Source organism: Actinosynnema sp. NPDC037264, from assembly GCF_055603705.1.
The window spans coordinates 61,504-74,032 of sequence record NZ_JBVJVK010000020.1 but is presented as its reverse complement, the minus strand read 5'-3'; the positions used below and the strand labels follow the sequence as shown (position 1 = coordinate 74,032).

Sequence of the window (12,529 nt, the reverse complement as noted above, 5' to 3'; positions counted from 1 at the left end):
CAGCGACACGGGCCGACAACTCCGAAATCCCACGGGCGGCCGGTACGCGGGATGCCGCCGCACAGTGGGCCCGCGGTCACAGGTCACCGCCCACCGCCAATCCATCGCCGATCCACCCGGGGCCAACCGCGCCACGACCGACATCCGCACGACGACCGCTGTCCGCGCCCATCCCGCGACCTCTTCCCCAAGGCGGGCGAGGAACGGCCGGATCGTGCCGATGAGGTAGGTGGGCGAGGTCGCGGAACGGGTCGTTTCCGCCGGCGGTCGGCGTTCGCGGAGGGACGGCGAGGTGCAGATCGCCGCCGCCGGCCGGAACGCTCGGCCCGACTGCGGCCAACAGGGTTTGGCATCGCGCTCCAGGCATCCGGAGCGGAACAGCCCCGGTTGCGTGGCGCGACAACCGATACGCCGGTCCACGAGCAGGCGGTCGTCGTTCGCCGGCGATTGGACCGGGGTCATGGTCGCGGCCGCGGTAGCTGTCGTGGTCGCGGTCAAGATCGCGGTTGTGGATGTGGGCGAGTGGGTTCTGGTTAGTGCGCATGGAGGGCTGCCAGGACTGTTCGGGCGGCCTTGGCCAGTGGGCCGCGCGTGGTTTCGGGGAAGTGGCCGTTGTCCAGGGCCCTGGCCAGCCGCGGCTCCGGACGCATGGTGGTCAGCAGCGGAACGCCTATCGCCGCCACCACCTGCGCCGTGGTGAGACCGCCCGGGGCCGGGCCGCGGACCACCGCCTTCAGCCGCACGCCCCGCGCACCGGCCCGGTCGACCACGGTCTTGGCCGCCATGCACGCCTTGACGTCCGCCGGCACCACCAGCACCGCCAAGTCGGCCCGGTCGAGGGCGGCGCAGGCGGCCTCGGTCAGTTGGCGCGGCACGTCGCACACCACCGTGCCACCGGCACGCCTGCCCGCCTCGACCACCGCCACCACGGCGTCCGGCTCCGGTCCCGGCCCCGTCCGGCCGCACGACAGCACGGTCAGGCTCCCGTGCCTGCCCGAACGGCCCGGCAGCGCCGTGCGCAGCGCCGCCGCCGGCACGCGGCCACCCGTCAGCCTCAACGTGGGCCACCGCAGCCCTTCCTGCCGCTCCGCGCCCAACGTCAGGTCCAGGCCGCCACCCAACGGGTCGCAGTCGACGAGCAGGCCGTGGCCGCCGGCCGCCAGCACGGCCTGACCCACCGCCACCGCCAGCACCGACGCCCCGGCGCCACCGCGGGCGCCCAGGATCGCCAGCACCTTCCCCTCACCGACCGGCGCGCCCTCGGCGGCATCGGCCAGCACCGCCCGCAGCCGCTCCTGGTCGGCGGGCAGCTCCAACACCTGCTCCGCGCCCAGGGCCAGGGCACGCCGCCACACCTCGGCGCCCGGCGGACCGGCGCCGACGACGTGGACCCCCGATCTGCGCGGGAACCCGCCGCACGCGACGACGGCCTCGAAGTCGAGCACCACCGCCGCCGCGCCGTGCCAGCGCCCGCGCAACGCCGTCACGTCGACCACGCGCTCCACCTCGCAGCCGACGACCGCCGCCGCGTTGAGCACCTCGTCCACCAGGCCCGCATCGGTCACCAGTGCCACCGGTCGCTTCATCCCGCTCTCCCCGTTCTCCGTGGTGGATCTACGGGTTCCACGGTGTCGAGCGGTGAGGAAGGACACAACGCCACATGATCAACATGTGGACAACCGGACTGCCTGTGGACAACTCGGAGCGCCGCGAACGGCCGCGCCCGGCCGAACGGCAGCCGTCACGGCACCCGGACGAAAGATCGGAGGCTGATGCAAGAAGCGGCACGAGCGCGCGGAGGTCCAGCGCGGAGCACCGGCGAAACCGACCCCGGACATGGGACGACCCCCGCCAGGGGGGAGGGACGGGGGTCGTCATTGGTTCAGTCCCGGGGGGTCGGACTGAACCCGTCCGGTCGAGCCGGACCCGTCTACTGTATCCCCACAGGACAGGGTCTTGCGTGTCTTCCGTCAGAGGGAGACCAAATTTCGATGGACCGCACACCTACTTCGTAAAGTGACGAAGCACTGGCGGCGGCCCGCCACCCCCTCCCCGCTTAAGCTTGACCGGTGACCGAGCACGCCACCGAAGGCAGTCGAGTCGCCGCGTTCTTCGACCTGGACAAGACCGTCATCGCCAAGTCGAGCACGCTGGCGTTCAGCCGGCCCTTCTTCCAAGAGGGCCTGATCAACCGGCGTGCGGTGCTCAAGAGCGCCTACGCGCAGTTCGTCTTCATGCTGGCCGGCGCGGACGCCGACCAGATGGACCGGATGCGCTCGCACATCACCGCGCTCTGCGAGGGCTGGGACGTCGAGCAGGTGCGCTCGATCGTCGAGGAGACGCTGCACGACATCGTCGACCCCCTCGTCTACAAGGAGGCCACGCAGCTCATCACCGACCACAAGGGCGAAGGGCACGACGTGGTCGTCGTCTCCGCTTCGGGCGAGGAGCTGGTCGCGCCCATCTCCACCATGGTCGGCGCGACGCACAGCGTCGGCACGCGGATGGTCGTCGCGGAGGGCCGCTACTCCGGCGAGGTCGACTTCTACTGCGCGGGCGAGAACAAGGCGATCGCCGTCAAGCAGCTCGCCGAGCAGCACGACTACGACCTGAGCAGCTGCTACGCCTACTCCGACTCCATCACCGACCTGCCGCTGCTGGAGGCCGTCGGCCACCCCACGGTGGTCAACCCGGACCGCGCGCTGCGGCGGATCGCGACCCAGCGGGGCTGGCCGGTGCTGACGTTCTCCGACCCCGTGTCGCTGCGCGCCCGCATCCCCCGCCCGTCCGGCACCGCGGTCGCCGTGACCGCGATCGGGTTGGGCGCGGCGACGGCCGCGGGCGTGGCCTGGTACGGCCTGCGCAGGCGGCGCCGGAGCTAGTTCACCCCGCCGTGCCCCGGTCAGCGGTACCAGTGGTCCCGAGCGCGTCGGAATCACTGTCACAAAAGCCTTTCCGCTACTGAACGTCGCTTGAACGGTGCACCCCATCGAGCCCTTGCTGTGACGCCGGACACGCACTACAAAGGAAGTGCGGACCTCGGGTCGGCCAGGGACGAAGCGGAAGAGAAGCGGCGTCCACCCCGGCAGAGCTCCGTGCGCGGACTTCGAGACACCCACGCGCAGCACGCCGCGGGAGGCTTGTCGTCTAGGGCCTGCGTACCGGGACGCCGGACGCCGAGGCCAGGTTGGTACGACACGAGTTGCACGCTTGGTAACTCAGAAGCCCGCGCTGACGACGGTGGGGCCCCTCTGCTGAGGGGCCCCACCGTCTTTTCGCGCCCGGACACCGAAACAGTGCCCGAACGAGTGAAGCGCGAACCCCCTGGTTCTGTCGGTCCCCCTCCGCACAATGGCCACGCAGCGCAACCCGTTGACCCACCACTGTGACGTGGGTAACTTGCCAAACGCACCACTGAGTGGTGGAAAGTTCCCAGAGGGGAGGCCGCAGTGCTCCGTCCGCTCGTCGCCGTCGCCGTGGCCGCGGCTTCCGCAGTGACCTCACCGGCGGCGCCGCCGGCGCACGCCTCGCCGGACCAGGCGCAGCACATCACCGCGATGGTCCGCGGCATGTCGCTGGAGCAGAAGGTCGGCCAGTTGTTCGTCACCTACCTGCACGGCCAGTCGCCGGACGAGGCGCACCCCGGCAACCTGCGCGACTTCGGCGTCGCCACCCCGGCCGAGGTGGTGGCCAAGTTCCAGCCGGGCGGTGTCGTCTACTTCAACAACTCCAGCTACGACAACATCGACACCCCGCGCCAGATCGCCACCCTCTCCAACGGCCTGCAACGGGCGAGCCGGGTCCCGCTGGCCATCGCCACGGACCAGGAGATGGGCATCGTCACCCGCATCGGCGCGCCCGCCACCCAGTTCCCCGGCAACATGGCCCTCGGCGCGGGCCGCAGCGCCGAGAACGCCGAGCACGCCGCCCGCATCACCGCACGCGAGCTGCGCGCCATGGGCATCACCCAGAACTTCGCGCCGGACGCGGACGTCAACTCCAACCCGGCGAACCCGGTCATCGGGGTGCGCTCCTACTCGAGCGACCCGGCGCTGGCGGCCGAGCTGACCGCCGCCCAGGTGCGCGGCTACCAGGGCCGCTTCCTGGCCAAGCACACCGTCAGCGCGACTGCCAAGCACTTCCCCGGCCACGGCGACACCGACACCGACAGCCACACGACGCTGCCGAAGGTCGACCGCACGGAGGCCGAGTGGACCGAGGTGGACGCGCCGCCGTTCCGGGCCGCCATCGCCGCGGGCGTCGACTCGGTCATGACCGCGCACATCCAGATGCCGAAGATCGACCCGTCGGGCGAGCCGGCGACGTTGTCCAAGCCCTCGCTGGACCTGCTGCGCGAGAACCTCGGCTACGACGGCGTGGTCATCACCGACTCGCTGGCCATGGCGGGGGTGCGGCAGCTGCACGACGACGCCGAGATCCCCGTGCTGGCCCTGAAGGCCGGCGTCGACCAGCTCCTCATGCCCGTCGACCTCGAGCTCGCGGTGAACAGCGTGCTGGCGGCCGTGCGCAGCGGCGAGATCACCGAGCAGCGCGTGGACCGGAGCGTGCTGCGGATCCTGCGGATGAAGTTCCTGCGCGGCATGCTCACCGGCCCGCTCGTCGACGTGGACAAGGTCGACTCGGCGGTCGGCCCGGCCGAGCACCTCGCCGCCGCCAGGGCGATCACCGACCGGACCGTCACCGCCGTGCGCAACGACGCGGGCGTCCTGCCCCTGCGCGCGAAGCCCACCGCCGCCCTGGTCACGGGCTGGGGCGAGACGACGACCCGCACCCTGGCGGGCGTGCTCGGCGGCACGGCGCTCCCCACCGGCAGCGCGCCGACCCAGGCCCAGATCACGGCCGCCGTCCAAGCCGCGGCCGACGCCGACGTGGTCGTCGTGCTCACCAACGCGCTGTCGCGCCAACCGGCGCAGCAGACCCTGCTGACGCGGCTCCTGGCCACCGGCAAACCCGTGATCGCGGTCGCCGTGCAGAACCCGTACGACGTGGCGCACACGGCCGCGCCGACCTGGCTGGCGACCTACTCCTACGGCGCGGTGTCGATGGAGGCGCTGGCCAGGGTGATCACCGGTGAGGTGGGCCCGGTCGGCAAGCTGCCGGTCGCGGTGCCCGGACCGACCCCGTACCCCTTCGGCCACGGCATGGAGTGGTGACATGGACCGCAGGCACTTCCTCGCCGCGGGCGCCGGCGCCCTCGCCGTCCCGGCGCTCAGCGCCTTCGACAGCGCCCCCGAGCACCCCGACCGGCCGCGGCTGATCAAGACCGGCGCCGAGCAGCTGGCCGAGGACGGCTGGCGGCGGTTCGCGGGCCGCAAGGTCGGCGTGGTCACCAACCCGACCGGCGTGCTGCGCGACCACACCCACATCGTCGACTCGATGGTGGCCGCCGGGCTCAGGCCGCACGCCGCGTTCGGCCCCGAGCACGGCTTCCGCGGCACGGCGCAGGCAGGCGGCTCGGAGGGGAACTACCTCGACCCGCGCACCGGCATCCCGGTCTACGACACCTACGGCGCGAGCACCGCCAAGATCGCCGAGATGATCACCAAGGCGGGCGTCGACACGCTCGTGTTCGACATCGCCGACATCGGCGCCCGCTTCTACACCTACATCTGGACGATGTACGCCGTCATGCAGGCCGCAGCCGCCACCGGGGTGGCGTTCGTCGTGCTCGACCGCCCCAACCCGGTCGGCGGCACGGCCCGCGGCCCGCAGCTCGACCCGGCCTACGCCACGTTCGTCGGCCGCAAGCCGATCGCCCAGCAGCACGGCATGACGATCGGCGAGCTGGCGCGGCTGTTCGACGGCGAGTTCCTGCCCACCGACGGCGGCCGGGTGAGCAGCCTCGAAGTGGTCGACGTCAAGGGCTGGAAGCGGGACGACCTGCACTCCGGCATCCCGTGGGTCCCGCCGAGCCCGAACGTCCCCACGCACGACACCGCGCTGGTCTACCCCGGCACGTGCCTGTTCGAGGGGCTCGTGTTCTCCGAGGGCCGCGGCACCACCCGCCCGTTCGAGACGATCGGCGCGCCGGGCCTGGACTGGCGGTGGGCCGAGGACCTGAACGCGCTGGGGCTGCCCGGCGTCCGGTTCCGCGAGACCTACTTCACGCCCACGTTCAACAAGTTCGCCAACAAGCTCTGCGGCGGTGTCGTCCTGCACCTCACCGACCCGCACCGGTTCGACGCGCCGCGCACCGCCGTCGCCATGATCGTCACCGCGAAGGCCCGCTACCCCCAGGTCTTCGCGTGGCGGCCGGACCTCTACATCGACAAGCTCAGCGGCTCGGACCGGCTGCGCCGCATGGTCGACGCGGGCGCGGGCACCGACGAGGTGGTCGGGGCCTGGGCCGACGAACTGGCCGCGTTCGACCGCACCCGCCAGCCGTACCTGCGCTACCGGTAGAGGGAGACAGCGATGCGCATCCCCGCCCTGCTGATCGCGACCACGATGGCCGTGTCCGTCACGCTGCCGGCGCACGCCGAGGGCCGTGAGGCCCGCTTCGACCAGCCGCACGAAGGCTGGTCGAGCGCCGTGCTGAGAACGGGTACCCCGGACCGCGTGGGACTCGACCAGGCCCCGCTGGACGCCGCCCTGGCGCAGATCGAGCGCTACACCGTCCCGGACGCGACCGGCCACCCGCTGTTCGCGGGCGCCGTCACGCTGTTCGCGCACGACGGCGTGGTCGTCACGCACGAGCCGACGGGCTGGGCGGTCCGCTACGCCGACGCCGCCGGCACCGAGCTGCCCGAGTCGCAACGGGTGCCGATGGCCCAGGACACGATCTTCGACCTGGCCTCGATCTCCAAGCTGTTCACCTCGATCGTGGTGATGCGCCAGCACGAGCTGGGCCGCTTCGGCCTGGACGACCCGGTCGCGAGCCACCTGCCGGAGTTCGGCGTCAACGGCAAGGACAAGATCACGGTCCGGCAGCTGCTGACCCACACCTCGGGCCTGGTGGCGTGGCTGCCGCTGTGGTCGCAGTACCCGGACATCCCGTCCCGGCTCAAGGCCGTGATGGACACGACGCCCCGCAGCACCCCCGGCACCACCTACCTGTACTCGGACCTGAACCTGATCACGCTCGGCGTGCTGGTCGAGAAGTGGTCGGGCAAGAAGCTCGACCAGCTCGTCCACGACGACATCACGCGCCCGCTGGGCCTGGTGGACACCGGCTACAACCCGCCGGCGGCCAAGCTGGACCGGATCGCGGCCACCGAGTACCAGGCGGGCCGGGGCATCATCCGCGGCACCGTGCACGACGAGAACGCCTGGTCGCTGGGCGGCGTCGCGGGCCACGCGGGCATGTTCTCCACGGCGCGCGAACTGGCCGTGCTCGGCCAGGCGATCCTCAACGGCGGCGCGCACGCGGGCGGCCGGATCCTGCGCGAGGACACCGTCGAGCTGATGCTCACCGACTTCAACCAGGCCTTCCCCGGCAACTCGCACGGCCTCGGCTTCGAGCTGGACCAGCGCTGGTACATGGGCGCGCTGACGTCGCCGAGGGCCGCCGGGCACACCGGCTACACGGGCACCACGCTGGTGCTGGACCCGTTGTCGCGGTCGATCGCGATCCTGCTGACCAACCGCGTGCACCCGAGCCGCAACTGGGGCTCGATCAACCCGGCCCGGCGCGTGGCGGCCAACGGCCTGGCGCAGGCCCTGGCGGTGCGCCCGCGGCACGGCACGGCGTGGACGCCGGAGACGGCCGGCGGCACGTTGACCACGCGTGACCTCCCGCGGCGCTCCGATCGGCAGAAGCTGTCGTTCTGGGCGTTCGTCGACCTCGACCCGGGCGACCAGGTCGTGGTGGAGGCGACCGACGACGGGTCGGCCTGGCGTGAGGTCCGGGTGCTGGCCGGCTACGGGCAGCGGCGCTGGCAGAAGGTCGAGGTCGACACGGAGTCGGCGACGAAGTTCCGCTGGCGGTACGTGCGCGGCACGGGCTACGGCGGGCGCGGCGTGTACGTGGACGCCGTCCGCGTCACCGACGAACGGGGCGTGGCGCTGGACGCGGAGCGCGAACCAGCGGCGATGAGCCTCGAAGGGTGGCGGACCGCGGACCGTTAGTGACATTCGGTCCGCCCGATCCCGCCAAGCGGTGAGATTGGGTCACGGTTGGGGTGAGTTACCCCCACCCCGCGTTGACCGTACGTTGAGCGGTTAGTAAGTTTCCCACGTGTCCACCGAAAGTACCGCCGACTCCAGTCCTCTGGTCAAGATCCGTTCACTCCTGCCCGGCCTGGCCCGGGCGGAGCAGCGGGTCGCCAAGGTCGTGCTGGACAACCCGGCGACCGTCGCACACCGCAGCATCACCGAGGTCGCCGAGGCCGCGGGCACCAGCGAGACAACGGTGACCCGGTTCTGCAAGGCCATCGGCGTCGGCGGGTACCCGGAGCTGCGCATAGCGCTGGCCGCCGACACGGCCCGCACGTCCATGCGCCCCGACCGGGACCTCGGCGGCGACATCGGCCCCGGCGACGACATGCGCCAGGTCGTGGGCAAGGTGGCGTTCGCGGACGCGCGCGCGGTCGAGGAGACGGCCGAGCAGCTGAACGTGGAGACGCTCGAAGCGGTGGTCGCGGCGGTCGCGGGCGCGGGCCGGGTCGACGTCTACGGGTTCGGGGCGAGCGCGTTCGTCGCGTTCGACCTCCAGCAGAAGCTGCACCGCATAGGGCGTACCTGCTTCGCCTGGAACGACACGCACATCGCGCTCACGTCGGCGGCCGTGCTCACCGAGGCCGACGTGGCGGTCGGGATCTCGCACACCGGCTCCACGTCCGAGACCGTCGAGGCGCTGCGGGTGGCCAAGGAGCACGGCGCGACCACGGTGGCGCTGACGAACTTCCCGCGCTCGCCGATCAGCGAGGTCTCCGACCACGTGCTGACCACGGCGGCGCGCGAGACCACGTTCCGCTCGGGCGCGATGGCCAGCCGGATCGCCCAGCTCACCGTGATCGACTGCCTGTTCATCGGTGTCGCGCAACGGCACGTGGACAGCGCCAAGTCGGCGCTCGAGGCGACGTACGACGCGGTGTCGGGGCACCGCCTCGGCGCCCGACCGGACGGCAGGCGACGTCGGGAGTCCGGTAAATGACCCCGCCCCCGGACGGTGTCGCGGTCCGCGTGGACTCACCCACCGAGGCCAGGAACCCGCGGACGCAGGACATCGACCGGCTCTCCACGCTGGACGTGCTCCGCCTGATCAACAGCGAGGACCACCTGGTCCCCGACGCCGTGGCAGCCGTGCTGCCCGAGCTGGCGCGGGCGGCGGACCTCGCCGTGGGCGCCCTGCGCGGCGGTGGCCGCGTGCACTACGTCGGCGCGGGCACCTCGGGCCGGCTGGCCACGCTCGACGCCGCCGAGCTGGTGCCGACGTTCAACGCGCCGCCGGACTGGTTCGTCGCCCACCACGCGGGCGGCCGGGACGCCCTGGTCAACGCCGTGGAGGACGTCGAGGACCAGGGGTCCGACGGCGCCGCCGAGATCCGCAAGCACGCGGCGGCGGGCGACCTGGTCGTCGGCGTCACGGCGTCCGGCCGCACGCCGTTCGTGATGGCCGCGCTGGAGGAGGCGCGCTCGCTCGGCGCGCACACCGTGCTGGTGTCCAACAACCCGACCGCGCCCGCCCCGGTCGACGTGGACGTGCTGATCGCGGTCGACACCGGCCCGGAGGCGATCGCGGGGTCCACCCGGATGAAGGCGGGCACGTCGCAGAAGCTGGTGCTGACGTCGTTCTCGACCGCGGTGATGGTCCGGCTCGGCCGCACGTACTCGAACCTGATGGTGTCGATGCGCGCGACCAACGCCAAGCTGCGCGGCCGCACGGTGCGCATCCTGCGCGAGGCCACGGGCCTGGGCGAGCAGGAGTGCACGACGGCGTTGGCCGACTCGGGCGGCGACCTGAAGGTCGCGTTGGTGCACCTGTTGTCCGGTGTGCCCGCAGCGCGCGCTGCGGAGGCGTTGGAACGCACCCAGGGGCACGTCCGGATGGCGCTCAGCCAGCTAGCACCGGGCGCCACGGGATAGGCGTCGACAGCACCATCGCGCTGGACGTCTCGCCGTAGCCGCCCAGCCGCACCAGCAACCGCTCCAACTCGCTGATCGACGTGGTCACCACCTTGACCACCGAGCAGATGTCGCCGGTCAGCCGCACCACCTCCACCACCTCGGGGCAGTCGTCGAGCAGCTCCGGGTGCACCGTGATGCACCGGGGTCCGTAGCACTTCATCCGCACCAGGGCGACCACCGACCGTCCCACCGCCGTCGGGTCGACGGTCGCGCGGTACCCCGTGATGACGCCCGCGTTCTCCAGCCGCCGCACGCGTTGCGCGACCGTCGGGGGCGACACGTGCACGCGCCGTGCCAGCTCGTTGTACGACAGCCGCGCGTCCTCCTGCAGGGCCTCCAGCAGGGCCCAGTCCACGCCGTCCAGCTCGATGCTCACAACCGCAAAGCTACTCCGGCGAACGCCTTCTGTTCGTAAGAACTTTCCGCTGCAACACTGTTCGTCACCCATTCAACTACCCCGAACGCGCGGTCATGATGGAAGGCATGACTTGCCCCGTCTCACCCAAACTCGACTTCGGCGGCACGACGCCCTACGAGGACTACGTGCACGCCTCCGTGCTGCACTCGCTGCAGCAGCAGTGGTCCAAGGACCCGCGTGAGATGTCGTTCCTGGTGATCACGCAGGTCATGGAGCTGTACTTCGGCCTGCTGTGCTTCGAGTGGCGGCAGGCCAAGTCCGAACTGCGCGCCGACGACCTGCGTGCGGCGGTCCGCACGCTGCGCCGCAGCGACCTGCACATGCAGGCGCTCAACGCGGCGTGGCGGCCGATCGCCCGGATGACGCCCGCCGAGTTCAACTCCTTCCGCGACGCCCTCGGCGAGGGCTCCGGCTTCCAGTCGGGCCGGTACCGCGAGGTGGAGTTCCTGCTCGGCGAGAAGTCGCGGTCGATGCTCGTGCCGCACCGGGCCGTGCCGCAGCAGCACGACGCGCTCGAACGGCTGCTGCACGAGCCGAGCCTGTACGACGACGTGCTCGCCGCCCTGAGCCGCCAGGGGCTGCCGATCCCGGCGGAAGTGCTGGAGCGTGACGTCAGCGGGCCGTACGAGCCGAACGCCCAGGTGGAGGCCGTGTGGGCGGACATCTACCGCGGCGGGTCGCGTGACCTGCTCGAACTCGGCGAGGCGTTGACCGACATCGCCGAGGAGTTCGCCCGCTGGCGCTACGACCACCTGCTGGCCACCCGACGTTCGATGGGCGCGAAAACCGGGACCGGCGGCTCCGCGGGGGTTGCGTGGTTGGAGAAGCGCACGCAACGCTCCGTGTTCCCCGAACTGTGGACGGCCAGGAGCTACGTATGAACGACCGGTTGGCGCACATCCGCGACTTGTTCGACCTCGACGACGACGTGGTGTACCTGGACGGGAACTCCCTGGGCGCACCGCCGAAGGCCGTCGCCGAACGCGTGCAGGAGGTCGTGCGCGAGCAGTGGGGTCGGCGGCTGATCCGCAGTTGGTCCGAGGGCTGGTGGGAGGCGCCGGAGCGGGTCGGCAACCGCGTCGGCCGGCTGGTCGGGGCCAAGCCCGGGCAGGTCGTCGTGGCCGACTCGACCAGCGTGAACCTGTTCAAGGCGCTGATGGCGGCGGTGCGCAACACCGACCGCATGGAGATCGTGGTGGACGCGGGGACGTTCCCGACCGACGGGTACATCGCCCGGTCGGTGGCGGAGCTGACCGGCCTGGCGTTGCGGCCGGCGCCGCCGGAGGAGCTGGACCTGCGGGACACGACGGCGGTCGTGCTGCTCAACCACGTCGACTACCGCACGGGTCGGCTGCTGGACATGGCGAAGCTGACCGAGCAGGCGCACGCGGTGGGCGCGAAGGTCGTGTGGGACCTGTGCCACAGCGCGGGCGTGCTGCCGATCGAGCTGGACGCGTTGGACGTCGACCTGGCCGTGGGGTGCACGTACAAGTTCCTCAACGGCGGGCCGGGCTCGCCCGCGTTCCTCTACGTGCCGAAGCACGCGCAGGCGACGTTCGAGCAGCCGTTGACGGGGTGGACGGGCCACGAGGTGCCGTTCGCGATGTCGCCGGAGTACACGCCGGACCCGGGCGTCTCGCGGGCGCGCGTCGGCACGCCGGACATCATCTCGATGCTCGCCCTGGACGCCGCGCTGGACGTGTGGGACCACGTGGACCTGCGTGACGTCCGCGCCAAGGGCCTGGCCCTGACCGCGCACTTCCGGTCGCTGGTCGAAGACCTGCCGGGCATCGAGGTGATCACGCCGGCCGACGACTGGCGCGGCCACCAGATCAGCCTGCGCCACCCCGAGGCCGAGCGGATCATGGGCGAGCTGGTCGAGCGCCAGGTCATCGGCGACCACCGCCCGCCGGACCTGCTGCGCTTCGGCTTCGCCCCGCTCTACAACACCTTCACCGACGCCGACCGCGCCGCGGCCACCCTGAAAGAACTGCTCTGACCCGCGGGTTCGGCAGCCGGACA

The 12,529-nt window shown here is 71.7% G+C and carries 10 protein-coding genes; 8 read left to right on the top strand and 2 right to left on the bottom strand.

What is annotated here, in order from left to right; all coding sequences use genetic code 11:
• Positions 1 to 533 precede the first annotated feature (533 nt).
• On the bottom strand, positions 534 to 1,586 hold the full coding sequence (gene ssd / locus ACZ7GX_RS22670; protein WP_498779264.1) for a septum site-determining protein Ssd: 1,053 nt from the start codon (positions 1,584 to 1,586) through the stop codon (positions 534 to 536).
• A gap of 483 nt (positions 1,587 to 2,069) precedes the next feature.
• On the opposite strand from ssd, the gene ACZ7GX_RS22665 reads away from it, so the two are divergent.
• The 6 genes from ACZ7GX_RS22665 (at position 2,070) to murQ (ending at position 10,047) form a co-directional block, all read left to right on the top strand.
• Positions 2,070 to 2,882, top strand: coding sequence for an HAD-IB family hydrolase (locus tag ACZ7GX_RS22665; protein ID WP_498779262.1), 813 nt, complete (start codon positions 2,070 to 2,072; stop codon positions 2,880 to 2,882).
• A 567-nt stretch (positions 2,883 to 3,449) separates the two neighbouring features.
• Positions 3,450 to 5,174, top strand: a complete 1,725-nt coding sequence (locus ACZ7GX_RS22660) for a glycoside hydrolase family 3 protein (RefSeq protein ID WP_498779260.1) — start codon at positions 3,450 to 3,452, stop codon at positions 5,172 to 5,174.
• 1 nt (position 5,175) lies between these two features.
• Positions 5,176 to 6,423, top strand: coding sequence for an exo-beta-N-acetylmuramidase NamZ family protein (locus ACZ7GX_RS22655; protein WP_498779258.1), 1,248 nt, complete (start codon positions 5,176 to 5,178; stop codon positions 6,421 to 6,423).
• Between the two features lie 12 nt (positions 6,424 to 6,435).
• Positions 6,436 to 8,088: a serine hydrolase domain-containing protein gene (locus ACZ7GX_RS22650; RefSeq protein WP_498779257.1), complete on the top strand. Its 1,653-nt coding sequence runs from the start codon at positions 6,436 to 6,438 to the stop codon at positions 8,086 to 8,088.
• Between the two features lie 109 nt (positions 8,089 to 8,197).
• Positions 8,198 to 9,115, top strand: a complete 918-nt coding sequence (locus tag ACZ7GX_RS22645; RefSeq protein WP_498779255.1) for a MurR/RpiR family transcriptional regulator — start codon at positions 8,198 to 8,200, stop codon at positions 9,113 to 9,115.
• Entirely contained in the window at positions 9,112 to 10,047 is a 936-nt protein-coding gene (gene murQ, locus ACZ7GX_RS22640; RefSeq protein WP_498779254.1) for an N-acetylmuramic acid 6-phosphate etherase, read from the top strand. Before ACZ7GX_RS22645 ends, murQ begins: the two co-directional genes overlap by 4 nt.
• Here murQ and ACZ7GX_RS22635 read toward each other — a convergent pair.
• A complete protein-coding gene (locus tag ACZ7GX_RS22635; protein ID WP_201438208.1) occupies positions 10,016 to 10,465 on the bottom strand; it encodes an Lrp/AsnC family transcriptional regulator in 450 nt (149 codons plus the stop codon). The genes murQ and ACZ7GX_RS22635 overlap by 32 nt on opposite strands.
• Positions 10,466 to 10,572: 107 nt before the next feature.
• Between ACZ7GX_RS22635 and ACZ7GX_RS22630 the strand changes: the two genes are divergently transcribed.
• Both ACZ7GX_RS22630 and kynU read left to right on the top strand, forming a co-directional pair.
• Positions 10,573 to 11,388 (top strand): tryptophan 2,3-dioxygenase, encoded by an 816-nt coding sequence (locus ACZ7GX_RS22630; RefSeq protein WP_498779253.1) that lies wholly within the window; start codon positions 10,573 to 10,575, stop codon positions 11,386 to 11,388.
• On the top strand, positions 11,385 to 12,506 hold the full coding sequence (gene kynU / locus ACZ7GX_RS22625; RefSeq protein WP_498779251.1) for a kynureninase: 1,122 nt from the start codon (positions 11,385 to 11,387) through the stop codon (positions 12,504 to 12,506). Before ACZ7GX_RS22630 ends, kynU begins: the two co-directional genes overlap by 4 nt.
• Positions 12,507 to 12,529 lie beyond the last annotated feature (23 nt).